The organism is Arthrobacter sp. STN4, from assembly GCF_024539665.1.
GTDB lineage: Bacteria > Actinomycetota > Actinomycetes > Actinomycetales > Micrococcaceae > Specibacter.
On sequence record NZ_JAKZGX010000001.1, the window covers coordinates 226,657 to 251,506 of the forward strand.

At 69.1% G+C, this 24,850-nt stretch carries 23 protein-coding genes and 1 riboswitch; of the genes, 18 read left to right on the forward strand and 5 right to left on the reverse strand.

What is annotated here, in order from left to right:
- Window positions 1–82: 82 nt before the first annotated feature.
- From MMF96_RS01155 to MMF96_RS01165, 3 genes are all read left to right on the forward strand, one after another.
- On the forward strand, window positions 83–751 hold the full coding sequence (locus MMF96_RS01155; RefSeq protein ID WP_176615297.1) for a TrmH family RNA methyltransferase: 669 nt from the start codon (window positions 83–85) through the stop codon (window positions 749–751).
- A gap of 213 nt (window positions 752–964) precedes the next feature.
- On the forward strand, window positions 965–1,987 hold the full coding sequence (gene fbaA, locus MMF96_RS01160) for a class II fructose-bisphosphate aldolase (protein ID WP_176615296.1): 1,023 nt from the start codon (window positions 965–967) through the stop codon (window positions 1,985–1,987).
- Window positions 1,988–2,413 carry a DUF3151 domain-containing protein gene (locus MMF96_RS01165; RefSeq protein ID WP_176615295.1) on the forward strand — a complete coding sequence of 142 codons (426 nt, stop codon included), beginning with the start codon at window positions 1,988–1,990 and terminating at the stop codon, window positions 2,411–2,413.
- A gap of 87 nt (window positions 2,414–2,500) precedes the next feature.
- Here MMF96_RS01165 and MMF96_RS01170 read toward each other — a convergent pair whose 3' ends face one another.
- Window positions 2,501–3,250, reverse strand: coding sequence for a DUF2249 domain-containing protein (locus MMF96_RS01170; RefSeq protein ID WP_256882261.1), 750 nt, complete (start codon window positions 3,248–3,250; stop codon window positions 2,501–2,503).
- A 65-nt stretch (window positions 3,251–3,315) separates the two neighbouring features.
- On the opposite strand from MMF96_RS01170, the gene MMF96_RS01175 reads away from it, so the two are divergent.
- The 8 genes from MMF96_RS01175 (at window position 3,316) to MMF96_RS01210 (ending at window position 12,778) form a co-directional block, all read left to right on the forward strand.
- Window positions 3,316–4,077, forward strand: coding sequence for a metalloregulator ArsR/SmtB family transcription factor (locus tag MMF96_RS01175; RefSeq protein WP_256882262.1), 762 nt, complete (start codon window positions 3,316–3,318; stop codon window positions 4,075–4,077).
- Window positions 4,074–5,285, forward strand: coding sequence for a hypothetical protein (locus MMF96_RS01180; RefSeq protein ID WP_256882263.1), 1,212 nt, complete (start codon window positions 4,074–4,076; stop codon window positions 5,283–5,285). Before MMF96_RS01175 ends, MMF96_RS01180 begins: the two co-directional genes overlap by 4 nt.
- Window positions 5,282–7,987 carry a multicopper oxidase domain-containing protein gene (locus MMF96_RS01185; RefSeq protein WP_256882264.1) on the forward strand — a complete coding sequence of 902 codons (2,706 nt, stop codon included), beginning with the start codon at window positions 5,282–5,284 and terminating at the stop codon, window positions 7,985–7,987. The genes MMF96_RS01180 and MMF96_RS01185 overlap by 4 nt, the downstream gene beginning before the upstream one ends.
- 156 nt (window positions 7,988–8,143) lie before the next feature.
- Entirely contained in the window at window positions 8,144–8,350 is a 207-nt protein-coding gene (locus MMF96_RS01190) for a hypothetical protein (protein ID WP_256882265.1), read from the forward strand.
- A gap of 30 nt (window positions 8,351–8,380) precedes the next feature.
- Window positions 8,381–9,601 carry an FAD-dependent monooxygenase gene (locus tag MMF96_RS01195; RefSeq protein WP_256882266.1) on the forward strand — a complete coding sequence of 407 codons (1,221 nt, stop codon included), beginning with the start codon at window positions 8,381–8,383 and terminating at the stop codon, window positions 9,599–9,601.
- A 365-nt stretch (window positions 9,602–9,966) separates the two neighbouring features.
- Complete coding sequence (locus MMF96_RS01200; protein WP_176615291.1) at window positions 9,967–11,256, forward strand: adenylosuccinate synthase; 1,290 nt, start codon at window positions 9,967–9,969, stop codon at window positions 11,254–11,256.
- Between the two features lie 136 nt (window positions 11,257–11,392).
- Complete coding sequence (locus MMF96_RS01205; protein ID WP_176615290.1) at window positions 11,393–12,199, forward strand: carbon-nitrogen hydrolase family protein; 807 nt, start codon at window positions 11,393–11,395, stop codon at window positions 12,197–12,199.
- A 63-nt stretch (window positions 12,200–12,262) separates the two neighbouring features.
- Window positions 12,263–12,778: an SUKH-4 family immunity protein gene (locus tag MMF96_RS01210; protein WP_176615289.1), complete on the forward strand. Its 516-nt coding sequence runs from the start codon at window positions 12,263–12,265 to the stop codon at window positions 12,776–12,778.
- A gap of 110 nt (window positions 12,779–12,888) precedes the next feature.
- On the opposite strand, the gene MMF96_RS01215 is transcribed toward MMF96_RS01210, so the two are convergent.
- Complete coding sequence (locus MMF96_RS01215; RefSeq protein WP_256882267.1) at window positions 12,889–14,100, reverse strand: cobalamin-independent methionine synthase II family protein; 1,212 nt, start codon at window positions 14,098–14,100, stop codon at window positions 12,889–12,891.
- 11 nt (window positions 14,101–14,111) lie between these two features.
- Window positions 14,112–14,224: riboswitch (SAM riboswitch) on the reverse strand.
- A 114-nt stretch (window positions 14,225–14,338) separates the two neighbouring features.
- On the opposite strand from MMF96_RS01215, the gene MMF96_RS01220 reads away from it, so the two are divergent.
- The 5 genes from MMF96_RS01220 to MMF96_RS01240 all read left to right on the forward strand — a co-directional run bounded on the left by MMF96_RS01220 (window position 14,339) and on the right by MMF96_RS01240 (window position 17,212).
- Window positions 14,339–14,755: a CoA-binding protein gene (locus tag MMF96_RS01220; protein WP_256882268.1), complete on the forward strand. Its 417-nt coding sequence runs from the start codon at window positions 14,339–14,341 to the stop codon at window positions 14,753–14,755.
- Between the two features lie 18 nt (window positions 14,756–14,773).
- Window positions 14,774–15,613: a polysaccharide deacetylase family protein gene (locus MMF96_RS01225; protein ID WP_256882269.1), complete on the forward strand. Its 840-nt coding sequence runs from the start codon at window positions 14,774–14,776 to the stop codon at window positions 15,611–15,613.
- Window positions 15,614–15,682: 69 nt separating this feature from the next.
- The gene (locus MMF96_RS01230) at window positions 15,683–16,255 is read left to right on the forward strand and encodes a dihydrofolate reductase family protein (protein ID WP_176615286.1); all 573 of its coding nucleotides are present in this window, start codon (window positions 15,683–15,685) and stop codon (window positions 16,253–16,255) included.
- Window positions 16,252–16,659 (forward strand): MmcQ/YjbR family DNA-binding protein, encoded by a 408-nt coding sequence (locus MMF96_RS01235; protein ID WP_309145210.1) that lies wholly within the window; start codon window positions 16,252–16,254, stop codon window positions 16,657–16,659. Before MMF96_RS01230 ends, MMF96_RS01235 begins: the two co-directional genes overlap by 4 nt.
- Entirely contained in the window at window positions 16,643–17,212 is a 570-nt protein-coding gene (locus MMF96_RS01240) for a DUF1990 domain-containing protein (RefSeq protein WP_256882270.1), read from the forward strand. The genes MMF96_RS01235 and MMF96_RS01240 overlap by 17 nt, the downstream gene beginning before the upstream one ends.
- Window positions 17,213–17,300: 88 nt before the next feature.
- On the opposite strand, the gene purL is transcribed toward MMF96_RS01240, so the two are convergent.
- Genes purL through purS form a run of 3 tightly spaced genes read right to left on the reverse strand, consistent with a single transcriptional unit; the run spans window position 17,301 to window position 20,638 of the window.
- Window positions 17,301–19,631 carry a phosphoribosylformylglycinamidine synthase subunit PurL gene (gene purL / locus MMF96_RS01245; protein ID WP_176615285.1) on the reverse strand — a complete coding sequence of 777 codons (2,331 nt, stop codon included), beginning with the start codon at window positions 19,629–19,631 and terminating at the stop codon, window positions 17,301–17,303.
- The gene (purQ, locus tag MMF96_RS01250) at window positions 19,632–20,384 is read right to left on the reverse strand and encodes a phosphoribosylformylglycinamidine synthase subunit PurQ (RefSeq protein WP_256882271.1); all 753 of its coding nucleotides are present in this window, start codon (window positions 20,382–20,384) and stop codon (window positions 19,632–19,634) included.
- Window positions 20,381–20,638: a phosphoribosylformylglycinamidine synthase subunit PurS gene (gene purS / locus MMF96_RS01255; RefSeq protein ID WP_176615283.1), complete on the reverse strand. Its 258-nt coding sequence runs from the start codon at window positions 20,636–20,638 to the stop codon at window positions 20,381–20,383. Before purS ends, purQ begins: the two co-directional genes overlap by 4 nt.
- 354 nt (window positions 20,639–20,992) lie before the next feature.
- Here purS and MMF96_RS01260 point away from each other — a divergent pair, with 354 nt between their 5' ends.
- Entirely contained in the window at window positions 20,993–23,671 is a 2,679-nt protein-coding gene (locus tag MMF96_RS01260) for an exo-alpha-sialidase (RefSeq protein ID WP_256882272.1), read from the forward strand.
- Window positions 23,672–23,744: 73 nt separating this feature from the next.
- Window positions 23,745–24,725: a GDSL-type esterase/lipase family protein gene (locus tag MMF96_RS01265; protein WP_256882273.1), complete on the forward strand. Its 981-nt coding sequence runs from the start codon at window positions 23,745–23,747 to the stop codon at window positions 24,723–24,725.
- Window positions 24,726–24,850 lie beyond the last annotated feature (125 nt).

Below are 24,850 nucleotides of genomic sequence, written 5' to 3' on the forward strand. Positions count from 1 at the left end.
TTCGTGTCCCAGTCTGGCAGATGGGCGCGCGCCGGTGGGCGTGCGGCACCCACCGCCGCGGCCGGACCGCTAAAATTGGACGGTGACCACTCCCGCCAACGCCCCCGCCCCGGAATCCACCGACCACCCGGAGCTGCACCACGAGGTGGGCGTCGGCCCCTGGGAGGGGGCATGGCCGGACGGCGGGCACTGGGACCCGGAACTGCTGGCCGCGGGCGACCGGCGCAACGTCCTGGACCAGTACCGCTACTGGAAGATGGACGCCATCGTCGCCGAGCTGGACACGCGCCGGCACGACTTCCACATCGCCATTGAAAACTGGCAGCACGACATGAACATCGGCACCGTGGTGCGCACCGCCAATGCGTTCCTGGCCAAGGAAGTGCACATCATCGGACGACGCCGGTGGAACCGCCGGGGTGCGATGGTCACCGACCGCTACCAACACGTCCGCCACCACCCCACCGTGGACGACTTTGTCGCGTGGGCCACGGACGAGGGCCTGGCGATCATCGGGATCGACATCTTCCCCGACTCCCAGAAACTGGAAACGTTTGAACTGCCGCGCAACTGCGTGCTGGTGTTCGGCCAGGAGGGGCCGGGCCTGAGCGCCGAGGTGCACGCCGCGGCCCAGGCCACCCTGTCCATTGAGCAGTTCGGCTCCACCCGCTCCATCAACGCGGCTGCGGCGGCCGGGATTGCCATGCACGCCTGGATCCGCCGCCACGTCTTCAACCAGCACGTGGCCTGAGCAACTTCCTGCGGATATTCCACAGGAAACCGGCGACCGGCCAGCGTCCGGCACCCGGCCAGGGCCCGCCGTCGTGCGTGTCAAGGGTCCGCTGCAGAGACAGGGCTTCATCTACTTCGCCACAATGGCGCCCATCGCTAAGATGGAGGTAGCCATGCTGGAGGCGGCCAACAGCGCTGCCACCTTGTACCGTATAGCCCCAAGGAGCTTTTCATGCCCATTGCAACACCGGACAAGTATGCCGAAATGATTGATCGTGCGAAGGCTGGGGGGTTTGCCTATCCTGCGGTCAACGTGACGTCTTCGCAGACGTTGAATGCGACGCTGCAGGGTTTTGCCGATGCCGGCACCGATGGCATTATCCAGGTTTCCACCGGTGGTGCCGCGTATTGGTCCGGTGCGGGGGTGAAGGACATGGTGGCCGGTTCGCTGGGGTTTGCCGCGTTCGCCCGTGAGGTGGCGAAGAAGTACCCGGTCAACGTGGCACTGCACACCGACCACTGCCCGAAGGACAAGCTGGACGGTTTTGTGTTGCCTCTGCTGGCGGCGTCGGAGGCGGAGGTGAAGGCGGGCCGGGACCCGATCTTCAACTCGCACATGTGGGACGGTTCGGCGGAGACGCTGGCGGAAAACCTGCGGATCGGCCGTGAGCTGCTGGCCCGCACGCACGCCGCGCACATCATCCTCGAGGTGGAGATCGGGGCCGTGGGCGGCGAGGAGGACGGTGTGGAGAACGCCATCAACGACAAGCTGTATTCCACGGTGGCCGATGGCCTGGCCACGGTGGAGGCGCTGGGTTCCGGTGAGAATGGCCGGTACATCACGGCGCTGACGTTTGGCAATGTGCATGGGGTCTACAAGCCGGGCAATGTGAAGCTGCGTCCGGAGATCCTGAAGGAAATCCAGGCCGCGGTGGGTGCGAAGGTGGGCAAGGACAGCCCGTTCGACCTCGTTTTCCATGGCGGTTCGGGCTCTTCCGCGCAGGAAATTGCCGATGCCGTTTCCTACGGTGTCATCAAGATGAACATCGACACGGACACCCAGTATGCGTACACGCGCCCGGTGGCCGGGCACATGTTTGCCAACTATGACGGTGTGCTCAAGGTGGACGGCGACGTCGGGAACAAGAAGACCTACGACCCCCGTGTCTGGGGTGCCGCTGCCGAAAAGGGGCTGGCGGCCCGTGTGGTGGAAGCCGCGCAGCAGCTCGGTTCCGCCGGCAAGACGTTCAAGTAGATGTCTGATTCATTCCGTAAAAACCTCCTTGGCCCCGAGCCCACGCTGCTCCCGGCCGAGGAGGATGTCCAGGCGCGCCTGGATGCCGGGGATGAGGCGGTTGACCTCGCGGCCGTCCATCCGACGTCGTCGCTGTTGTGGGCCATCCTGGCCGACGAGGCCTACGTGGAGGGCCGGACCATCGAGTCCTACGCCTATGCGCGCACGGGCTACCACCGCGGCCTGGACGCGCTGCGCCGCAACGGCTGGCGTGGGACCGGGCCCGTGCCGTGGTCGCATGAGGGCAACCGCGGTTTCCTGCGTGCGCTTTATGCGCTGGGACGGGCCGCGGGTGCCATTGGCGAGGCCGACGAGGCCGCCCGCATCTCGACGTTCCTCAACGATTCGGACCCGGCCGCCGCGGCCGCGATCGAAGCGGCGCTCTAGCAGCAACTAGGTCGCAGTTGTTACCGTTTTCCCGCGATTTTCCGGGGTTTTTCGGTAACAACTGCGACCTAGTTGGGGCTTGGAGGGTCAGTTGCGGACCATGCTCAGCTTCCAGGTCTCCGGGCCGTTCTCCACATAGTCGACGGCGAACTTGCCGGCGGCGCGCTGTTCCAGCTGGGCCAGGAGCGGCAGCGGGTTGTGGTTGGCAATGAGCAGGATGCCCTTGCCGGAGGACAGGCCCTCAAGTGCGCCAAAGATGGTGGCGTGGCGGATGGCGTGCGGGATGACCCGGGTGTCCAGCTCGGACAGGCCGGGCTCGTCATGGCCGCCGCAGGCGCAGCCGCCCGTGGCCGGTGCCGCGGCCGCAGGTGCGGAGGCGCGCTCGGGGAGGATGCCGGACAGGGTGAATGCCGGGTTTTGGGCCAGGGCCGGAACCACCAGCGCGGTGGCCTGGTCCAGGAACGCCGCGCCGGCTTCCTGGAGGCGCGCACCGGCGTGGATGATCCGGGCCGGCGCATCCTGTTCCTCCAGGGCCTTGGCGGCCTCGGCCAGCCGCGCACTGTGCCCGGCGGCCAGCGTGGCCACCACGGCGTCCTTGCCGGTGGCGCCGGAGAGCGCCTGTGCAAAGGCTGCGGCCAGCGGCTGCAGTTCCGTTTCGGTGAATTCCACCAGCTTTGCCTGGTCCCCGCCGGCCAGTTCACCGCCCGCGTTCGATGCGGCGGACAGCAGGTTTTTGCCCAGCGTGCCCAGCGTTCCACCGGCTTCCGCCAGACGGTTGTTGACTTCTTCCAATGCGGCGGCCTCGGCGGAAGAGGAAGCAAGGACCAGGTTGTTCACGGCATTTTTCCTTTTGACGGTGGATGGAATGGCGATTCTGAGCTTATATTACTACAATAAATTCCGTGGAAAATAATATTTCGGGACCACCGCTGCGCGGGCCCAAACCGGGCGGCACGGAGCCCGTCGCCCCCATTTCCAAGGCGCGCGCAGCGGTGCTCGAACGTCTCCGCTCCTCCGCCGTCCCGCTCACCGTGGACGCCCTGGCCGCCGAAACCGGCCAGCACCCCAACACGGCCCGTGAGCACCTGGACGCCCTGGTGGCCGCCGGCTTTGCCACCAGGACGACGGCGCACCGTTCCGGCCGCGGGCGGCCCGCCTCCCTTTATGCCCCCGCCGTGCCCGAGCAGCGGCCTGCCGGCTACGCCGCCCTGGCCGCAGCGCTGGCCCGCCACATTGCCTCCACGAGCGACGACCCAGCCGCCGCCGGAGACCTTGCCGGCAGGCAGTGGGCCCATGTCCTGTCCGGCCGCGCCGGGGCCGGAACTGCAGGATCTGCCGGAACTGCAGGAACGGGCGCGGCCAGCACCTGCCGCACAGTGCCCGGTCCCGCCCGGCGGCGCAGGACGCGCCTGAACGTTGCGGCATCGCTGCGGGACGCCGGCTTTGGCATCCAGGGCAATGCCGACGCCACCGACTTCACCCTGACCACCTGCCCCATCGTGGCGGCGGCCCGGGAAAACCCGGCCGTGGTCTGTGCCGTGCACCTGGGGCTGGTCAAGGGCCTGTTGGAAGGCAGCGGCGTCCCGGAGGACGGGGTTGAGCTGGTCCCCTTTGCCGCCCCGGGGATCTGCACCCTGCGCCTGCCGTTGGCTGCCGCCACGTGAGTGCCGGACGCCGGCCGGGCGCCCCGCAGGAGACCGGAGCCGCGGTGCCCGCCGCTGTGCCGCCGGGAAGCCGGCCGCCGAAACCCCGAAAGTCGAAGGCCGGCCGGGAACGCCGGACCCGGGCGTTTCTGCGCCGGCCCGGCTTCAGGATGCTCTTCCTGCTGCCCGCCGGGGCGGCCTTGCTGGTGGGGTTGAACGCCGGCCTGCAGCTGATGGGCGCCGACGCGCCGCTGAAGCTGGACAGGTTCCCGGAAATCCACGGCATGCTGCTGGTCCTGGGCTTTGTGGGCACCGTGATTGCCCTGGAACGCTCCGTGGCGCTGGGCCGGGCCGCCGGTTACCTCTCCCCGGCGCTGCTGGGCCTGTCCGGGTTGTTCATGATCTCCCCGCTGCCCCTGCCCGTGGGCAAGCTGGTGCTGTTGGCCGGCACCATCGCCATGCTGCTGGTGTATGTCCCGCTGTGGCGGCGCCAGCGCGACAACGTGGTGCTGATCCAGGTCCTTGGCGGGGTGGCGGCCGTCGGTGCGGCGGCGCTGTGGGTGCGCGTGCCCGACGTCGCAGTCCTGCTGCCGTTTTTGATCAGCTTCGTGGTGCTGACCATTGCCGGGGAACGGCTGGAACTGGCCAGGATCGGCATCACCAGTCCGTGGGCCGAACCCATCCTGACGCTGCTGGCGTTCGCCATGACCATCTCCACGGTGGCCGCGCTGTTGTGGCCCGCCGCAGGTTACCCGCTCTTCGGGCTCTCGCTGCTGGCCATCGTGGCCTGGCTGGCGGGCTATGACGCCGCCCGCAAGACCATCCGCGGCCAGGGCCTGCCGCGCTACATTGCCGCGTGCCTGCTGGCGGGCTACGGCTGGTTGGCGATTGCCGGCGTCGTGCTGGCGCTCCATGACCGGACGCTGGACGGCGCCGCCTATGACGCGGTGCTCCACGCGGTGTTCCTCGGCTTCACCATTTCCATGATCATGGCCCACGCGTCCGTGATCCTGCCGGCCGTGTTGCGCAAGCCGCTGCCGTACACCGAGCTGTTCTGGGTCCCGGCGGTGCTGCTGCAGGCATCGCTGCTGTTGCGGCTGGGCCTGGGCGACGCCGCCGGCATCCACGGCGCGTGGGTCGCCGGCGGCGTGCTCAATGTCATCTCCCTCCTGCTTTTCGCCGTCATGGCGGTCTGGCAGGCCACCCACCCTCCGAAAGCTGTTGCGTGAACATCTTCCTGACACCGCCGGGGAAACCCGCAGCCACGCAAGGTCCCGGCGGCATGAACCGGGCCGGCTGGCACCTGCGCGCCAACGCCCCTGCCGTGTTTTGGCTGGTGGCGCTGGTGGTGGTGGTCCTCATCCACCGCAACGTCCCGGATTCAGGCTGGCTCATGGTGCACCTGCTGTTCCTGGGCGCCGTCACCAACTCGATCCTCGTGTGGAGCTGGCACTTCGCCCAGGCCTTGCTGCGCGGGCCCACCCCGGACTCCCGCGGCATGGCCGCGCGGCTGGTGCTGCTCAACGTGGCGGTGCTGGCCGTAGTGGTGTCCATGGTGGCGGACATCTGGCTGCTGACGCTGCTGGGCAGCATCCTGGTCGGCGCCGTGGTGGCCGCGCACGCCGTGGTGCTGGGCCTGCGCGCCCGCCGGGCCCTGCCGTCCCGCTTCGGCGCCACCGTCTGGTATTACGTTGCCGCCTGCCTGCTGCTGCCCGTCGGCGCAGGCGTGGGTGCCGCGCTGGCCGCGAACGTTGCCGGCGAGGCCCACACACGGCTGCTGCTGGTCCACCTCTCCGTGAACGTGCTCGGCTTTGTGGGCCTCACCGTCATGGGCACGCTGATGACGCTGCTGCCCACCATGCTGCGCACCCGCGTGGCCGACGGCGCCGACCAGGTGGCCCGCCACGGCGCCTTCCCGCTGCTGGCCGGGGTGCTCCTGACGGCCGCCGGGGCCGCCGCCGGCGTCATGTTCCTGTGCACCGTGGGCCTGCTGGCCTACCTGGGCGGGGTGGTCTACGTGTGCATTCCGCTGGCGAAGGCCGTGCGCGGCAAGCCGCCGGTCAACTTCGCCCCGCTGTCCGCCATCGCCGCGATCGTGTGGCTGGCGGTCTCGCTCACCCGGCTGGCCGGGCTGACGGCAACCGCGGGGTCCTGGACGGCGCTGCACCAGGGCATCGAATCCGTGGCGCCCGTGCTGGCGGCGGGCTTTGCCGCCCAGGTGCTCGGGGCGGCCCTGAGCTACCTGCTCCCGGTGGTTTTGGGCGGCGGCCCGGCGCGGGTCAGGCAGCGCACCGCCATCCTGGACAAGGCGGCCGTGTTCCGCGTGGTCCTGGTCAACGTGGCGCTGGTGGCGTCCCTGCTGCCCGTGCCCAGCCTGGTCCGGGTGGGCACCACCTTCCTGGTCCTGGCGGGCCTGGCCTGGTTCCTGCCGCTGCTGGGCGTGGCGCTGCTGGCGAAACCTTTGGAAAGTTCGACGCCGGGTGCCCGGCCGGCCGCCCCGGCCGCCGGTGCCGGCGCCCCTTCCCCGCGCGCCGCCTGGAACCCGGCCCCCGGCCGCCGGTGGGGGATGGCAGCCGCCGGGCTGGCCGTCGTCGTACTGGTGGTGGTGGCCGGAATCGTGGCCGACCCATCGTCCCTGCCCGGGCCCAGCCAGGCGGGCACGCAGGCCGCCGTCCACGCCACGGGCCAGACCACCACGGTGGAAATGACCATGAAGGACATGCGCTTCCACCCGTCCACGGTGGACGTGCCGGCGGGCAACAGGCTGGTCATCCACGTCACGAACGTGGACAGCATGGTGCACGACCTCGTCACGGCGGGCGGTGCGGAATCCGGGCGGCTGTATCCCGGGGAGAAGGCCACCGTGGACGCAGGCGTGATTGCTGCCAACCTGGACGGCTGGTGCAGCATTGTGGGGCACCGGCAGCAGGGCATGGTGTTCAGAATCGTCGCCACGGGCGCGGCTCCGGCGGCCACGGCCATGCCGGGCATGGACCACGGGGCGTCCGGCGGGACATCCGGCACGGCTCCCGGTGCAGCGTCTCCCGGTGCGGCGTCGCTGCTGGACTTCATGAAGCAGCCTGCGGCCGGCTTCAAGGCACACAATGCCGTGATCCCGCCGCTGCCTGCCGGCACCGTGCACAACGTGGCGCTGAAGGTCACCGACCAGCTGACGGAGGTGGCCGCCGGGGTGAAGCAGACGCTGTGGACGTACAACGGCACGGCGCCGGGGCCCACGCTGCGGGGGAAGGTCGGCGACAAATTCAACGTCACGCTCACCAACGACGCCACGATGGGCCACTCGATCGACTTCCACGCCGGCTCCCTGGCCCCCGACCAGCCCATGCGCACCGTCAACCCGGGCGAGTCGCTGACATACACGTTCACGGCCACGCGCGCAGGCATCTGGATGTACCACTGCAGCACCATGCCCATGAGCGAGCACATCGCCAACGGCATGTTCGGCGCGGTCATCATCGACCCGCCGAAGCTGCCGCCGGTGGACAAGGAATACGTGCTCATCCAGTCCGAGCTGTACCTGGGCCCGCAGGACGGCGTCGCAGACCTGGCGAAAATCCAGGCGGACAAGCCGGACGCAGTGGTGTTCAACGGCTACGCCAACCAGTACGGCTTCCGCCCGCTGACGGCCAAGGTGGGCGAAAAGGTGCGCATCTGGGTGCTCGACGCCGGGCCGAACCGGGCCACGTCCTTCCACGTGGTGGGCGGGCAGTTCAGCACGGTGTGGAGCGAGGGCCGCTACCTGCTGGACGGCTCCGACCCGACGGCGGGCTCGCAGGCCCTGGCGCTGGCCCCCGCACAGGGCGGGTTCGTGGACCTCACCTTCCCGCAGGCCGGCAGCTATCCGTTCGTCTCGCACTACATGGTCGACGCCGAGCGCGGCGCCCGCGGCGTGTTCAAGGTGGCCGGCTGACCCTGGCACCGTTCCCGTGGGCCGGGAATGTCGGCGGTGCAGCTCGTGTGGCGTTCAGGGACGCCAGGCCACTTTGGCTGCACCGCCAGTTCCGGCCAGGCTGCCCCGCCCCGCGGCCCCCTCGACGGCGGGGGCTGCGTCGGGCATGATTCAGGGATGGAACAACTTGTGCCGTCACCGGCCGCCGCCATTGACGCCCTCGCCGCGGACGTTGCCCATGCCGGCGTCACGGTCGGCACAGTGTTTGGCGCCGTGTCGCTGATGGTGGGCGGCAAGGCACTTGGCTGCCTCCACGGCGATGCCGTCGCGTTCAAGCTTGGCCGGGACCCGGCGGGGCACGCGCAGGCGCTCGCGGCAGGCTGATGCAAAAACCCGTCGGGGAGGAGGGACCGGATGGAGCCGTACCGGACCCAGGTGGCCATTGCCGGGGCGGGGCCCGTCGGACTGATGCTCGCCTGTGAACTGGCCGCCGCCGGGGTGGCCGTGACGGTCCTGGAGCGTGCCCTTGAGCCCGATGCCATGCCCAAGGGCAACGGCCTGGTCGGCGGGATCGTGCCCCTGCTGGCGAAGCGGGGGCTGTTGCGCGGCCAGCAGGGCGTGCACGCCATCCCCGTGCCCCGCTACTCCTTCGGGGCGCTGCCGCTGCGGCTGAACCCGCTGCGGCCCAACGCCCTGCGGATCCTGCCCATCCCGCAGCGCCGGCTGGAGGCGCTGCTGGAGGAACGGGCCCGGGCCGCGGGCGTGGACATCCGCCGCGGGCACGCCGTCACCGGATTTCACGACGACGGCCGGCGGGTGGCCGTGGACGTCGCCTTCGACGGCGGGGCCTGCTCCCTTGACGCCGGATTCCTGGTGGGGTGCGACGGCGCGCACAGCTTCGTCCGCCACCATCTCGGCGTCGGCTTCCCGGGAACCACGGGCAGCCAACTGGTGCGGATCGGCCGCGTCACGATCCCGCCCGGCGCACTGCGCCGGCGCAGGAACGCCGTGGAACTTCCCGGCGGCCGGCGGCTGGCGCTCTTCCAGGCCAACCACACGGCGGCCGGTTCCCTCACGATCGCCCCGGTGTCGGCGCTGGACCGCGGCGCGCCCAAGGACCTGTACGTCATCGCCACGCACGAGCCCCGGGGCAGCCAGGCGGCGGAGGCGCAAATGCCACTGCAGGAGCTGAAGGACAGCATCCGCCGTGTGCTGGGCGGGGCACTGCCGATCAGCGGCGGCCAGTGGCTGCGGTCCACGGTGGCCAACAGCCGCCTGGCCGAACGCTACCGGACCGGCCGGGTGTTCCTCGCCGGGGACGCGGCCCACGTGTTTTCCGCCGGCGGTTCCGCATTGAACACGGGGATGCTCGACGCCGTGGACCTCGCCTCCCGGCTGGCTGCGGTGCTCGGTGGCGGCTCGCCCCTGGAATCGCTTGAGGAGTATCACGCCGTCCGCCACGAAGCGGGCCGGCTGGCCCTGCTGCAGACCCGGGCGCAGGCGGCGCTGTCCGCGCCGGGCCCGGAGGCGGAGGCGCTCCGGCAGGTCCTGGGCGCGGCGTTCCGAAGCCGGCACCCGCACCGGTACCTGGCCACGCTGCTCATCGGGGGCCCGCACCGTCCGGGGCCGCCGTGACCGCCGCGGCGACGAAGAAGGATCCCGCCGGTCCGGCGAAAAGGAACACGGCCGACGCCTGCCCGCCCACCTCGGTCCGGATCTCCGCCAGGACGCCAGGCCCCGAAACCGTTGCCCCGCAGGGGCGGGCCGAACGGGGAAGGCGGGTGCCGGCGTCGTGCATCCGGCGCCTTAATGTGCGGCCGCCGCGCCCGTCCGGTAAACTTGGGACGCAAGACCCCCTTTGAGCGCAGCCAGGCGCCAATCCCTGTTGGAGACGGCCGGTGCGTTGACAAGGGGCATTTTCGTGTCCGGACGGTGTACGGCGGAACAACCGCCGAGCCATGCAGCGGCCGGCTCAACTTATGAGCAAGGGGGAGGATCCCATGCCAGCAATCGTGATCGTCGGAGCCCAGTGGGGCGACGAGGGCAAGGGCAAGGCCACGGACCTTTTGGGCGGCCGGGTCGACTATGTGGTGAAGCCCAATGGCGGCAACAATGCCGGGCACACCGTGGTGGTGGGCGGTGAGAAGTATGAGCTCAAGCTCCTTCCCGCGGGCATTTTGAGCCCCAACGCCACACCGGTCATCGGCAACGGCTGCGTGGTGAACCTGGAGGCCCTGTTCGAGGAGATCGAGGGCCTGCAGGCGCGCGGGGCGGACACCTCCAAGCTGCGCATCTCCGCCAACGCCCACCTGGTGGCCCCGTACCACCAGGTGCTGGACAAGGTCACCGAACGCTTCCTGGGCAAGCGCGCCATCGGCACCACCGGCCGCGGGATCGGCCCGGCCTACATGGACAAGGTGGCCCGCCTGGGCATCCGCATCCAGGACGTCTTTGACGAATCCATCCTGCGCCAGAAGGTGGAAGGATCGCTGAAGCAAAAGAACCAGCTGCTGGTCAAGGTGTACAACCGCCGCGCCGTGGACATCGACGAGACGGTGGAGTACTTTCTCGCCTTCGCCGAGCGCCTGCGCCCCATGGTCATCGACTCCACCTACGTCCTCAACGAGGCGCTGGACCGCGGCGAAGTGGTGCTCATGGAAGGCGGGCAGGCCACGTTCCTGGACGTCGACCACGGCACCTACCCATTCGTGACCTCCTCCAACCCGACCGCCGGCGGCGCCTCCGTGGGCTCCGGGATCGGCCCCACCCGCATCACCCGCGCCGTGGGCATCATCAAGGCCTACACCACGCGTGTCGGCGCCGGCCCGTTTCCCACGGAGCTCTTTGACGAGATGGGCATCTACCTGCAGAAGACCGGCGGCGAATTCGGTGTCAACACCGGCCGCCCGCGCCGCTGCGGCTGGTACGACGCCATGCTGGCCCGCCACGCCTCCCGCGTCAACGGCTTCACGGACTACTTCCTCACCAAGCTGGACGTGCTCACCGGCATCGAGCAGATCCCGGTGTGCGTGGCCTACGACGTCGACGGGGTCCGGCACGACGAAATGCCGATGACGCAGACCGACTTCCACCACGCCAAGCCGATCTTCGAGTACTTCCCGGGCTGGACCGAGGACATCTGCGGCGCCCGCACCATGGAGGACCTGCCGGAAAACGCCCGCAACTACATCCTGGCGCTGGAGGCCATGTCCGGGACCCGGATCTCCGCCATCGGCGTGGGCCCTGACCGCGACCAGACCATCGTGCGCCACGACCTCATCGCCGGCTGACACCGGGGCCGCGCCGTAGGGCGGCGACGCCCCAGGGGGGACGACGGCGGAACTTAAGTTCCGCCGTCGTCCCCCCTTTTTTGGGGGCCGGGAAGACTACGCTGGAGGTAAGTCAACCCACGGTAAGGAAGTTGCGATGAAGGTCAGCGTTGGACAGTTCAACCCGGGCGGCGAGGTGGCCGGCAACCTGGCGGTGATGCGCCGCCTGGCCACCGAAGCGCGGGCCGACGGCGGGCGCCTGGTTGTCTTCCCCGAGGAATCCATGTTCTCCGTGGGCCGCGTGGCCGGGGATTTCGCGGCGGCCGTGGACGCGACGTGGAGCACCTTCGTCCAGGGCGTCTCGCGCATCGCGGCGGAGGTGGGCATTGCCGTGGTTGCCGGCGGGTATGAATCCAGCGGCGAGGCCCGCCCGTACAACACGCTGGTGGCCGTGGACGAGGACGGCGCCATCCTGGGCACCTACCGCAAGCTGCACCTCTACGACGCGTTTTCCTACCAGGAGTCGCGCCGGATCAAGCCCGGCGACAAAGGGGTGACGCTGGTGCAGATCGGCGGCTTCCAGGTGGGCATCATGACCTGCTACGACCTCCGTTTTCCGGAACTGGCCCGGGCGCTGGCGGTGGCCGGTGCGGACCTGGTGTGCGTGGCCGCGGCCTGGTTCAAGGGCGACCACAAGGTGGAGCACTGGGAGACGCTGCTGAAGGCCCGTGCCATCGAAAACACGGTGTGGATCGCCGCGGCCGGCACGTCCAGCGACCACTGCATCGGGCACTCGGCCGTGCTGGACCCCATGGGCATACCGCAGGACTTCCTGGCCGACGAGGCCGAAGGCGTCGCCACGGCGGACGTGACGCACAAGCGCATCGAGGAAGTGCGCGAATTCCTGCCCGTGCTGCGAAACCGGCGCTTTGAAGGGAATTCAGCGGTGGTCCCGGCCGGATGAAAATATGCCATTGACGGCACGGGTCCACGTGGTTAGTGTCAGCATTAAGGGCAGGAGGAGACCATGAACGATTCCAGGATTTGGGCCGCGCTTGAGCCGCTGCATCCGTCGGCGTTGGAAGACATGCCGATGGACGGCACATGGCTGAAGCCCCCCTACAGCAACGACGCCGGCGGCCGTGCCGTGGTGTGCAACGACGGCGACTTCCAGTTTGTGGTGGTCGACCGGAAGAAGGGCTCCGTGCACTTTGTCTGCGAGGATGACGAGTCCCTCATCGCCTCCAGCCTGGACACCTTTGTGAAAATCGTGACCGCCTGGGGGGCCATTGACCGCGACGTCCCCGGCCCCGAGGACGACGAGGAGTTTTCGGAAGTCCGCAAGTCCTTCGAATCGCAGTTGAAGGTGCTGGACCCGCCGGCCGCGGGCCTCAACGAGTTTTGGTCCCTGTACACGGAGGAACTGACCAGCGACGATTACGTGGACTTCGACGACCTTGACGATGAGGAAGAGGAAGAACGCGAAACCGACACCGGGGACAATGACCGCCCCGGCGCCGACGAGTCGTTCAGCGTCGCCTAGCCCCCCGGAGCCCTGGCGCTGCCGCAGCCCCGCAACTGGGTCGCAGTAGTTGCGGTTTTATCAACTGGTTCCAGTTGACGTGCTGTAACTATTGCGACCCAGCTCTGCGTTTACCGCCAGAGGCGTCGCGAGGCGATTTCCGCACCCTGCCCGAGGGCCTGCAGCTTCGCCGCCGCGATCTGCGGGTGGACGCGTCCGCCCAGCCCGCAGTCGGTGGAGGCGATGACCGCCTCCCGGCCCACCACGGAGGCGAAGCGCTCAATGCGGTCCGCCACCAGCTCCGGATGCTCCACCACGTTCGTGGCATGGGAGACGACGCCGGGGATGATCGACTTGCCCTCCGGCAGCTTCTTGTCCTGCCAGATCTTCCATTCATGCTCGTGGCGCACGTTGGCGGCCTCGAAGGAATAGGCGCCGGCGTTGATGGCCAGCACCTCGTCCAGGATGTCCGCGAAGGGGATGTCGGTGGTGTGCGGCCCGTGCCAGGAACCCCAGCACACATGCAGCCGGATCTTCTCCTGCGGCAGCCCGCGCAAGGCGTGGTTGGTGGCCTCGACCCGCAGTTGGATGAACTTCTTGTAGTCCGCCAGGGCCGGTTCCGGGTTCACCTGGTCCCAGCTTTCGGCCAGTGACGGGTCGTCGAGCTGGACGGTCAGCCCGGCGTCGATGATGGCCTTGTACTCCTCCCGCATGGCGTCGGCACAGGCATAGAGCAGTTCCTCGTCGCTGGCGTAGTAGTCGTTGGCCAGCCGGGCGCAGGAACCAGGGGACAGGGCTGCCATGAAGCCCTCGGACAGGCCGGCCGCAGCCAGGCCCCGTCCCAGGTTGGCCACGTCCGAGGCAACCTGGGCCTGGCCGGTGTATGTCAGCGGCCCCACGATCTTGGGCTGCGTGGTGGCCTTGCGGTGGGCCAGGATGCCGGAGGCCGGGTCGCTGTAGGCCTCGTTGAACCTCTGCCGGTCGCGGCGGTCCGGAAAGGAGGTCAGCACCACGTTGCCGGGCGAGGACCGGTGCACCTCGGCGTCGGCCCAGCGGTCCACGTTGGTCGCTTCCAGGCCGCCGAGGCGCCCGAAGGAGTAATTCCACCAGGCACCGTAATCGACCGCGTTCGACATGGTGTGGCCGTATTCGCCGTCGTTGGGGATGTCAATGCCGGCAGCCTGCTGGCGCGCCACGATGTCCACCACCGATTCGGTGAGGAGGTCCCGGTAGCCGGCGGTGTCGCCGCTGGCCCCGCGCTCGGCGTTGGCCGCCAGGAGGGCGGGGGTGCGGGGCAGGGAGCCGGCATGGGTGGTGCGGATGTGGTCGGTGTTTAAAGCCACGGGTGGAGTCCTTTCCATCGTTTCTGGCGGTAGCACCGTTCCGCCGCCCACCCGGTGGAGGGTGGGCCTTGGAGGGTTGCTGCGGCGTCGCTGAGCCAGATCTCTCGGCCGCTCGGGATGGTCGGAACCATTCTGCCAAGGCGGGGGCCGCCTGCCAAAATCATTGCGGCCCGTTTCGCGCCCGCGTCGGCGGCGGGCCTGGATGCGGTAGGCCCGGCAGGGCCGTAGGGTTGGTTCCATGGCACATGTCAACGACCCCGCAACGATCCACCGCCTGCTGACAACGCCGGCCCGCTGGGCCGTGGTGGGACTGTCAAACAACCCGCTCCGGGCCGCGGTGGGCGTATCGCTTTTCCTCCAGCAGCACCTGGGCCAGGAGATCATCCCGGTGAGCCTGAAGGGCGACGACGTCCACGGGGCCAAGGGCTACAAGCTGCTCGCGGACATCCCGGGGGCCATCGACGTCGTCGATTGTTTCGTGAACTCCACCAAGGTGGGGGCCGTGGTGGACCAGGCCATCGCCGTGGGCGCCAAGGCCGTTTGGCTGCAGTTGGGCGTCATCGACGAAGCCGCGGCGCGCCGTGCGGAGGACGCCGGGCTGGAGGTGGTCATGGACACCTGCCCCATGATCGAGGCCCGGGCCCTGGGCCTGTAGGAAGCTGCGAAAGCCGACATGCCCCACCACCTCCGCGCCGCACCGAACACCGCCCGCCGGATTGCCTTGGCCGCCGCCGTGGTGGTGGTGCTCGCCGTCCTGGCCCTCGGGGCGGTGCGCTTCCTGGGCCAACGCACGACGCCGGCCGGCACCTCCGGCGCAACGGGCGCCCCGGCGTCGTCCCCGCCAAGCGGCCGGCCGGAGGGGCTCCGGACGGCGCGGCCCGGCGCCGTGGACGGGCTGGTGCCCGACTACAAGCTGCCGCCCATTGAAAACGGCATGGTCCCGGTCATCACCAGGATCCCCACCCAACAAAAAGTGGTGTTCCTGACCATTGACGACGGCCAGGTGAAGCGGAAATCGGACCTGGCGCTGCTGGAGCGGGACCACCTCAAGGCATCTCTTTTCCTGGCGCACGTGTTCATTGCCGGGCACTCGCAGTTTTACCAGGCCTACCTTGATGCCGGGTTCCGGATCGAAGACCACACCCTGACCCACAACCTGGGGTTCGTCAAGCTCCCGTACGCGCAGGTCAAGGCCGAGATCTGCGGCATGGCAGACTACGAGGAGAAGTACTTTGGCCGCCGGCCGGTCTTCTTCCGGCCGCCGGGCGGACCGTACACCAAGGCCGTGCGCCGGGCCGCGGCCGAATGCGGCATGAAGGCCATCATCGACTGGCAGGCGCGGGCCAACGCAGGCTCAATGCAGTACCAGGTGGGCCATGTGCTGCGCCCGGGCGACATTGTGCTCATGCACTTCCGGCCCGAATTTCCGACGGACCTGGCGGCCTTTGTGAAGGCGCAGAAGGCGGCCGGGCTGAAGGTGGTGCTGCTCGAGGACTACCTGGGCGTCAGCTAGGGCCGGTGCCCGGGCCGGCCGTGCCCCGCGTAGTGCCCCGCGCCGTGCCGGACGGGTAGCCTTGGAAACATGACCAGGACCGTCTACTACACCGCCAGCACGCTCAACGGCTTTTTGGCCGACCCGGACAACTCGCTTGCCTGGCTGTTTGCCGTGGACGACGCCGGCGCACCGGACATTGCCGCCTTCATGGACGGCATGGGTGTCCTGGTGGAGGGCTCCACCACCTACGAATGGGTGCTGCGCGAGGAGAAGCTGTTGGAAAATCCCGCGCGATGGCAGCAGCTTTACGGGACGAGGCCCACGTACGTTTTCACCACGCGCGCGCTGCCCGTGCCCGACGGCGCCGACGTCCGCCTTGTCCGCGGCCCCGTCGCGGATGCCCTGCCGGACATTGTGGCGGCGGCGGGGGAGCAGGACGTCTGGGTGGTGGGCGGCGGCGAGCTGGCCGGCCAGTTCCTGGACATCGGCGCCCTCGACGGGCTGGTGGTCACCCTGGCACCCGCCCTGCTGGCCGGCGGGGCCCCGATGCTGCCACGCAACCTGGGTCCGGACCGCCTGGAACTGCGGGGCGCCGACATGTTCGGGCAGTTTGCCCAGCTGAGCTACGCCGTGAAAAAAGCAGCGCCGGTGGGCCCGTGAGCATCTCAGCCGATGCCTTGCGGGCCGCGGCCCTGAAGTTCCCCGGCATCTACGAAGACTTCCCCTTTGGCCCGGAAACATCGGTCTTCAAGGTCAGGGCGCCCAGCAGCGGCGGTGACCGCCGGGTGGGAAAGGTGTTTGCGCTGGGCGACCTGGGCCAGGAGGTCCTGTCCATCAGCCTCAAGTGCGATCCCCTCCTGGCCGCACAGCTGCGTGCGGCCAACCCGGGCATCATCCCCGGCTACCACCTCAACAAACGGCACTGGAACACCGTGGATTGTTCCGTGGTGGAGTCGGGGATGGTGCTGGACATGCTCGAGGATTCCTACGACCTGGTGGTGGCCGGACTGCCGCGAAAACAACAATCAGCCCTGGAGTGGAGTGCCCGTGTTGCCAAAGACTAGCCGTGGCGGCTTGAATTACCCCGAACTTGGACGGACCCGCCTGAACGCGGAACTGCCCTCAGGGCAGGGGCGGTGGCCGGACGGCTTTGGCCACGTGGACCGGCAGATCCGCGTCGGCTCCGGGGACGCCGCCTTCAAGGCGCTGGCGGAGGGCATCCTGACATGGCAGATCCAGCGCCGCGCCGGCCTCCGGGTGGCAGCGCCCCCGCGCGCCGTGGTGGGGGCGCGGGTGGTGAGCGGCTTCGGCGTCGGCGACCTCCGGATGCCGGTCCCGTGCCAGGTGGTCTGGGCACTGGAACCGACCGGTGCCCTGCGCAGCGACGGCACCGAGGTGGAGCTGGCAGGCTTCGGCTACGGCACGCTTCCGGGACACCCGGCCCTGGGCGAGGAGGCGTTTGTGGCCATGAAGGCCTCCGACGGCGGCGTGTACTTCCGCCTCCTGGCGTTCAGCCGGCCCTCGGGCCTGCTGTTCAAGCTGGGCGCCCCGGTCACGAAGCTGACCCAGCGGAACGTCACGAAATCATACCTGCAGGCCGCCCGTTCCCTCACTTAAGCAACTGGGTCGCAGTTGTTGCCATATCATCAACCGAAATAAGTTGATTGATGGCAACAACTGCGACCCAGTTGGACAGCGGCGGGGGTCAGCCGAAGTGCTTCGGCAGCGTCCCCTCGTGTGCCTCGCGGAGCTCGTCGAGCGGGGCGGTGAACAGCCCCTGCACGTCCAGGGCGCCGCCGGCGGCGTCCACCACGCCGATCCGGGACACCGGGAAGCGGCGGGCCGTGCACATGTCGTTGAAGCGGACCTCTTCGCTGCGCGGGACGGACACGATGGCCCGGCCCTGCGTCTCGGAGAACAGCAGCGTGAAGATGTCCACGCCGTCGCGGGCGGCCACCTCGTCCAGGGCCACGCGGGCGCCGGTGTTGTTCCGCAGCGAGGACTCCACCAGCGCGGCTGCCAGGCCGCCCTCGGAGAGGTCGTGGGCGGCGTCGACCATGCCGTCGCGCGAGGCGTTGATCAGGATCTCGCCCAGCTCGCGCTCACGCTTGAGGTCCACCTTCGGGGCGGCGCCGCCCAGGTGGCCGCGCAGGTTGGCCCACTCGGAGCCGTCCAGCTCGGCGGCCGTGGTGCCCAGCAGGTAGATGGCCTGCCCGTCCTCGGCCCAGCCCGACGGCGTGCGGCGGGCGACGTCGTCGAACTTGCCCAGGACGGCCACCACGGGGGAGGGATGGATCGGGGTGGCCCCGGTCTGGTTGTACAGGGAGACGTTGCCGCCGGTGACCGGGATGCCCAGCTCCATGCAGGCGTCGGAGAGCCCGCGGATGGCCTCGGCCAGCTGCCACATGACGTCCGGGTCCTCGGGGGAGCCGAAGTTCAGGCAGTCGGAGACGGCCATGGGGATGGCGCCGGAGGTGGCCACGTTGCGGTAGGCCTCGGCCAGTGCCAGCTGCGCGCCGTGGTACGGGTCAAGGTACGTGTAGCGGCCGTTGGCGTCGGTGGCCAGGGCCACGCCGAGGCCGGTTTCCTCGTCGACGCGGACCACGCCGGCGTCGTCGGGGAACGCCATGGCCGTGTTGCCGCCCACGTAGCGGTCGTACTGGTTGGTGATCCAGTCCTTTGAGCACATGTTGGGGGAGGCGATGAGTTCCAGCACGGCGGCCTTCAGCTCCTCCGGCGTGGAGGGGCGGCCGGCGTCCTGCACGGAGCCGGTGAAGGTGTCCGCCTGCAGCGCGTCCTGCCACGTGGGGCGGGCGTACGGGCGGTCGTAGACCGGGCCGTCGTGTGCCACGGTGCGGGGATCGACGTCGACAATGACCTCGCCCTCCCACTTGATGATCAGGCGGCCGGTGCCGGTGACCTCGCCGAGCCAGGAGTACTCCACGGCCCACTTGTCCATGACGGCCTCAAACGCGGCGACGTTCGCGGGGGAGACCACGGCCATCATGCGTTCCTGCGACTCGGACATCAGGATCTCGCCCGGGGTCAGGGTCGGGTCGCGCAGCAGCACGGACGTCAGCTCAACTTCCATGCCGCCGTCGCCGTTGGAGGCCAGCTCGCTGGTGGCGCAGGAGATGCCCGCGGCGCCCAGGTCCTGGATGCCCTCCACGAGGGAGCCCTTGAACAGCTCCAGGCAGCACTCGATGAGCACCTTTTCGGCGAAGGGGTCGCCCACCTGGACGGCGGGGCGCTTGGACGGCTTGGTGGAATCGAACGACTCGCTGGCCAGCACCGAGGCGCCGCCAATGCCGTCGCCGCCCGTGCGGGCACCGAACAGGACCACCTTGTTGCCCAGGCCGGACGCGTTGGCCAGGCGGATGTCCTCGTGGCGCATGACGCCCACGGCCAGCGCGTTGACCAGCGGGTTGCCCTGGTAGATCGGGTCAAAGACCATCTCGCCGCCGATGTTCGGCAGCCCCAGCGAGTTGCCGTAGCCGCCAATGCCGGCCACCGCCCCGTGCATGACGCGGGCCGTGTCCGGGTGGTCGATGGCGCCAAAGCGCAGCGGGTCCATGACGGCCACCGGGCGCGCACCCATGGAGATGATGTCGCGGACAATGCCGCCGATGCCCGTTGCGGCACCCTGGTAGGGCTCCACGAACGACGGCGAGTTGTGGCTTTCGATCTTGAACGTGACGGCCCAGCCGTCCCCCAGGTTGGTCACGCCGGCGTTTTCGCCGATGCCCACCATCATGTCCTTCTTCATTTCCTCCGTGACCTTGTCGCCAAACTGGCGCAGGTGGTTCTTGGAGGACTTGTAGGAGCAGTGCTCGCTCCACATGACCGAGTACATGGCGAGCTCCGCGCCGGTGGGGCGGCGCCCCAAAACCTTCACGACGTCGTCGTACTCGTTTTGCTTCAGGCCCAGCTCGGCCCAGGGCAGCTCGACGTCGGGGGTCGCGGCGGCGTTTTCCACCGTGTCGATGTTGAACTTCTTCGTTTCCCCGGCGACCGGGGCGCTTGAGATCTCGGACATTTATTTGCCTCCCAGAAGCGTGTTCAGGACAGAGGTGAAGAAGCCCCGGCCGTCCGTGCCGGTGTGGCCGGGGCCGTAGCCGGCCTCCACGGCGTGTTCGGGGTGCGGCATGAGCCCCACCACGTTGCCGGCGGCGTTGGCGATGCCGGCGATGTTGCGGCGGGAGCCGTTGGGGTTGGCGCCCACATAGCGGAAGGCGACGCGGCCCTCTGCCTCCAGGGCGTCAAGGGTCTTCTCGTCCGCGATGTACTGGCCGTCCTGGTTTTTCAGCGGAACGGTGATCTCCGCACCGGGCTGGTACGCGTTGGTCCAGGCGCTGGTGTTGTTTTCCACGCGCAGGACCTGGTCGCGGCACAGGAACTTCAGGTGGTCGTTCTTGATCATGGAACCGGGGAGCAGGTGTGCCTCGGTGAGGATCTGGAAGCCGTTGCAGATGCCCAGCACGGGCAGCCTGGCATCGGAGTTTGCTGCCTTGACGATCTCGGTCATGAGCGGCGCGAAGCGCGAGATGGCGCCGGCGCGCAGGTAGTCGCCGTAGGAGAAGCCGCCGGGGATGATGACGGCGTCCACGCCGTCCAGGTTGGTGTCGCCGTGCCACAGTTCGACGGCGGTGGCGCCGGAGACGCGCACGGCGCGGATGGCGTCGCGGTCATCGAGGGTGCCGGGGAAGGTGACGACGCCGATCCGGGCGCCGGCCAGGCGGGAATCGGCGGGGGCGCCCTGGTATGAGCCGATCAGGGGGGTCTCGGTCATGCCCGGTCCGCCACAACCTCGACGTTGACCACGTCTTCGATCACCGGGTTGGAAAGCATGGTTTCCGCCGCCTCCCGGGCCTGCGCGAGGATCTCGTCCGTCACCTCGCCGTCAACTGTCAGTTCAAAGCGTTTGCCCTGCCGGACGCCGGAAAATGCGGTGAAACCCAGGCGGGGAAGTGCGCCAACAATGGCCTTTCCCTGCGGGTCAAGGATTTCGGGCTTGAGCATGACATCGACAACGATCCGGGGCATCCGCTGGACTCCTGTTTTAAAGGGGGGTGGCCACGGATTGCCGTCTTACGCCGTCCTTGGCCAGGCCAGGGGCCTGAAAGATGAAACGCTCCGCGAGCTTGCCCTTTCATTCTACCGAGTGATTCCAAACTCCAGGAATGGGTGTGGCGTGCCTCGCATTCGCCCGTCGCTGCCGGGAGGGGGACGGGCGGGAGGAGAAACATTTGGGCGGTTTGGGCGGGACGCTGTCAATGTGATGCATCACATAGTACCTTGGTACCACATCCCACCTCCCAGGTTGGAGGGCCGGGCAACCGTGCGGGATGTGCCACATCCATCTCTGTGCGGCCGATGGGGGCCGCTTGAAAGGATCACATGAAGTCCACCGATAAATTGCGCCGATGGAAGGGCTGGCCACGGACCACCGCCGCCGGCGTCCTGGGTGCAGGCCTGCTCGCCACCATGGTGTCGCCCGCCATGGCCGCCGTTCCCGCGGCTCCCGTCCCCGTGCCGACCCCGAATTACGCGGAGCAGGTGCTTGCCAGCAACGGCGACAACGCCATTGACCCCGTGCTGGGCAAGTACTACCGCATCGTTGCCCTCGCCGACCTGGGCAAGGGCGTGCTGCTGGCGGCCTACGACGGCCGCCCCGACGGCGGGGACTCGCCGTCGCCCAACTCGATTGTGCAGCGGCGCAGCACCGACGGCGGCAAGACCTGGGGTGCGCCGAGCTACATAGCCCGCGGCCAGGTCGCCGCCCCGGGGGTGCTCCGCTACGGCTTCAGCGACCCCAGCTACGTGGTGGACAAGGAGACCGGCACGGTCTTCAACTTCCACGTCTACTCCAAGGACCAGGGCTTTGCCGGCAGCACCTTCGGAAACGACGACGCCGACCGCCAGGTCATCAGCACCGAGGTCTCCGTTTCCACCGACGGCGGCCTGAGCTGGTCCACGGACCCGGCCAACATGCCCTCGCTGCCCGTCCCGGCCGGCTACCCGGCCGGATCCGCGTATTCCGGGTTCGCCGGCCCGCTGGTCACCTCGGTGGCCAAGCCGGCAGGCGCCACGGTCAACGGCGTGGACAACGTGGGCGGTGTGGCCGGCATGTTCGCCTCCTCCGGGGAAGGCATCCAGCTCAAGTACGGCCAATTCAAGGGCCGCCTGATCCAGCAGTATGCCGGAAAGGTCAGGCAGGCCGACGGCAGCACCCAAATCCAGGCCTACAGCGTCTATTCGGACGACCACGGCAAGACCTGGCAGCGCGGGGCCTTCGTCGGCACCGGCATGGACGAGAACAAGGTGGTGGAACTCTCCGACGGGCGCGTCATGCTCAACTCGCGCGACAGCTCCCGCGGCGGCGGCCGCAAGATCGCCATTTCCACCGACGGCGGCGCCAGCTACGGCGCCGTCCACTATGACTCGGCCCTGGTGGACCCCACCAACAACGCCGGCCTGACCCGGATGTTCCCGGACGCCGCCGAGGGCACCCGGAAGGCCAAGGTGCTGCTGTTCTCCAACTCCAACAGCAGCACCAGCCGCACCAACGGCACCGTCCGCTACTCCTGCGACGACGGCACGACGTGGAGCGCCGGCAAGCAGTTCAAGGCCGGCGCCATGAGCTACTCCACCATCACGGCCCTCTCCGACGGCAGCTTTGGGATCCTGTATGAGGGGGACTCCAACACCATCACCTTCGGCAAGTTCAATGCCGGCTGGGTGGATGCCTTCTGCGACGCCGGCCTGGCGGCCGCACCGGTCACCGGGAACAACGGCGCCACGGTGGCGGCCTCCCTCACCGTCACCAACACCTCGGCCAAGGCCATCGACGGAGCCACGGCGACGTTCGCGCCCCTGCCCGGCTGGCAGTTCGGCTCCGTACAGGTCCCCACCATCCAGGCCGGCGGCCAGGCGGTTGTCACGGTTCCCGTGACCATCCCGTCCTACGCCAAGGCAGGCAGCACCAGCATCACCGCCCAGGCCACCGTGCTGGGCCACGTGCTCAGCGCCTCGGTTCCCGTGACCATCACGGGCGGCGCCACCGAGACCATTGTGGGCGCGGCGATCACCGGCGCCCGCAACGACGCCGGACGCGACCTGGCGGCCGACCCCTACGTTGCCGGGGACGCCGTGCCCTATTCCTTCGCCGTGGCCAGCACGGGCAACATCACCGAGGCCGTGGTGCCGCAGTCCGGCAACTTTGCGCCCTTCCTGCCGCCGGGACCCGGCAACTGCCGCTACCTGTCCCTGCCCGTCTGGGGCAGCTACAACTGCACCACGCCCAAGCACGTGGTCACTGCGGGCGAGGCGGCACAGGGCTTCTTTGTCCCGGCCACCACCTGGCAGGTCACGGGAACCGGCGCGGCAACACAGGACTACACCATCACGGGCGACGAAGTTGACCTGATGGTGCGCAACCCGCGACTCACCGGCACGGCGTCCATGGCCTGGAACGACGTCGACGGCAACGGATTCGCCAACCCCGGCGACACGGTCACCACCACCGCCACCGTCACCAACGCCGGCAACGTGCCGCTCACGGACGTGGCCGCGGCCGGCACCGCCTCCCCGGTGGCCAGCCTGGCACCCGGGGAATCCGCAACCTTCACGTCCACCCGGACCGTGACCGCGGCGGAACTGGCGGCGGGGCAGGTGGCAGCCACTTCCGTTGCCGCCACCGGGCACAACGGGGCCAGGACGGCCGCCGTCGGGCTCGCCGCAGCGGCGTTGGTCCTGCCGGTGCTCCCGCCCAAGCCGGCGTCCAGCCCCGCCGTCGACCGGGCCAACCTCAATGGCCGGCCGCCGGTCGACCTGGGCCTGCAGGGCGGCAAATACAGCGTCGGCGACACCGTCACGGTGCACGGCGCCGCCGCCCACCAGTGGAGCTACCTCTACCTGAACCAGCACGGGCAGCGCTTTGGCTGGTTCCTGGCCGACGCCCACGGGACCATCACGTTCACGGTGCCGGACGGCACCAAGAACGGCCAGGACACCCTGGTCCTGCTCGACAAGGACGGCAGTCAGGTCTCGTACGGGGCCTTCCACGTCACCCCGTAAGGCAGGCCGGGGACGGGGCCGCGCCGCCGCACGGCGGGGCGGCCCCGTCCCCACCATCGATAGGACTGCTCCCATGGTTTCAGTTCCAGCGCAGTGGACCGGCTTGTTCCGGATGGACACGGACGACGACGGTGCCCGGCATTTCCTCCGCCTGGACCCCTCCGGCTACCTGCCGCCGTCCACCGACGGCCTGGCCAACCGGGCCGCCATGCCCGCCGGCGTCCGTGCCGGCTGGCGCACGAATGGCGGCACGCTCACGGTTGCCGGCCACGGGGCTGAAGGCTGTGCTCCTTACGACGTCGTGGTCAACGGCCGGCGCATGCATCGTCTCCCGGCGGCGGGACCGCACCTCCACGAGGTCGACCTGGCGGATGTGCCGCCACATTCAACCGTTGTTCTGTGGCTCCCGCACTTTGGCGATTTCACGCTGCAGCAGGCGACGTTCGACGGCGGGACCGTCACCCCCGCCCTCGAGGAGGGGCCGCGGTGGATCACCTACGGCAGCTCCATCACGCACTGCCAGCAGGCCGACGGACCCACCCAGACCTGGCCGGCCCTCGTGGCCGCACGCAACGGGTGGCAGCTGACCAACCTGGGGTTGGCCGGGGAGTGCCAGCTGGACCCCGCCGCGGCGGACACCATCGCCCAAACACCTGCCGACATCATCTCCTTGTGCGTTGGCATCAACAGCTACAACGCGGCCACGTTCTCCGAACGGACGTACGCCGGCGCCGTGCACGGCTTCATCGCCACGGTCCGCCGGGCACACCCGCACGTGCCGATGGTGGTCATCAGCCCCGTATTGTCCCTGCCGCGCGAGGACAAGCCCAACGCCGTCGGCTGGACGCTCGCCGACTACCGGGCGGCCACCGCCAATGTCGTCGCCCAGCTGCGCCGCCGGGGCGATTCACGCCTGCATTGCATCGACGGCGCCTCCGTGCTCACGGCGCAGGAGGCCTTCGAGCGCCTGCCCGACACCCTGCACCCGGACACGGCCGGCTATGCCATCATGGCCGCGCGTTTGGCACCCCGGCTCGCCGCCGCCCTCGCCTGAACAACCCTCCCGCGCGATCGGGGGTGTTTTTCCTGACCCTTCCGCGCGATCGGGGCGCTTATTGCAAACCCTCCCGCGCGAGCGGCGAAAGCGTTGCTAAATAGTGCCCCGGTTGCAACCGGGCG

Coding starts and splice junctions, on each gene's coding strand:
- MMF96_RS01230 (WP_176615286.1), top strand. CDS start 15,683: ATGACCAGGACCGTCTACTACACCGCCAGCACGCTCAACGGCTTTTTG.
- fbaA (WP_176615296.1), top strand. CDS start 965: ATGCCCATTGCAACACCGGACAAGTATGCCGAAATGATTGATCGTGCG.
- purQ (WP_256882271.1), bottom strand. CDS start 20,384: ATGACCGAGACCCCCCTGATCGGCTCATACCAGGGCGCCCCCGCCGAT.
- MMF96_RS01225 (WP_256882269.1), top strand. CDS start 14,774: ATGCCCCACCACCTCCGCGCCGCACCGAACACCGCCCGCCGGATTGCC.
- MMF96_RS01195 (WP_256882266.1), top strand. CDS start 8,381: ATGGAGCCGTACCGGACCCAGGTGGCCATTGCCGGGGCGGGGCCCGTC.
- MMF96_RS01265 (WP_256882273.1), top strand. CDS start 23,745: ATGGTTTCAGTTCCAGCGCAGTGGACCGGCTTGTTCCGGATGGACACG.
- purL (WP_176615285.1), bottom strand. CDS start 19,631: ATGTCCGAGATCTCAAGCGCCCCGGTCGCCGGGGAAACGAAGAAGTTC.
- MMF96_RS01220 (WP_256882268.1), top strand. CDS start 14,339: ATGGCACATGTCAACGACCCCGCAACGATCCACCGCCTGCTGACAACG.
- purS (WP_176615283.1), bottom strand. CDS start 20,638: ATGCCCCGGATCGTTGTCGATGTCATGCTCAAGCCCGAAATCCTTGAC.
- MMF96_RS01190 (WP_256882265.1), top strand. CDS start 8,144: ATGGAACAACTTGTGCCGTCACCGGCCGCCGCCATTGACGCCCTCGCC.
- MMF96_RS01210 (WP_176615289.1), top strand. CDS start 12,263: ATGAACGATTCCAGGATTTGGGCCGCGCTTGAGCCGCTGCATCCGTCG.
- MMF96_RS01200 (WP_176615291.1), top strand. CDS start 9,967: ATGCCAGCAATCGTGATCGTCGGAGCCCAGTGGGGCGACGAGGGCAAG.
- MMF96_RS01165 (WP_176615295.1), top strand. CDS start 1,988: ATGTCTGATTCATTCCGTAAAAACCTCCTTGGCCCCGAGCCCACGCTG.
- MMF96_RS01205 (WP_176615290.1), top strand. CDS start 11,393: ATGAAGGTCAGCGTTGGACAGTTCAACCCGGGCGGCGAGGTGGCCGGC.
- MMF96_RS01260 (WP_256882272.1), top strand. CDS start 20,993: ATGAAGTCCACCGATAAATTGCGCCGATGGAAGGGCTGGCCACGGACC.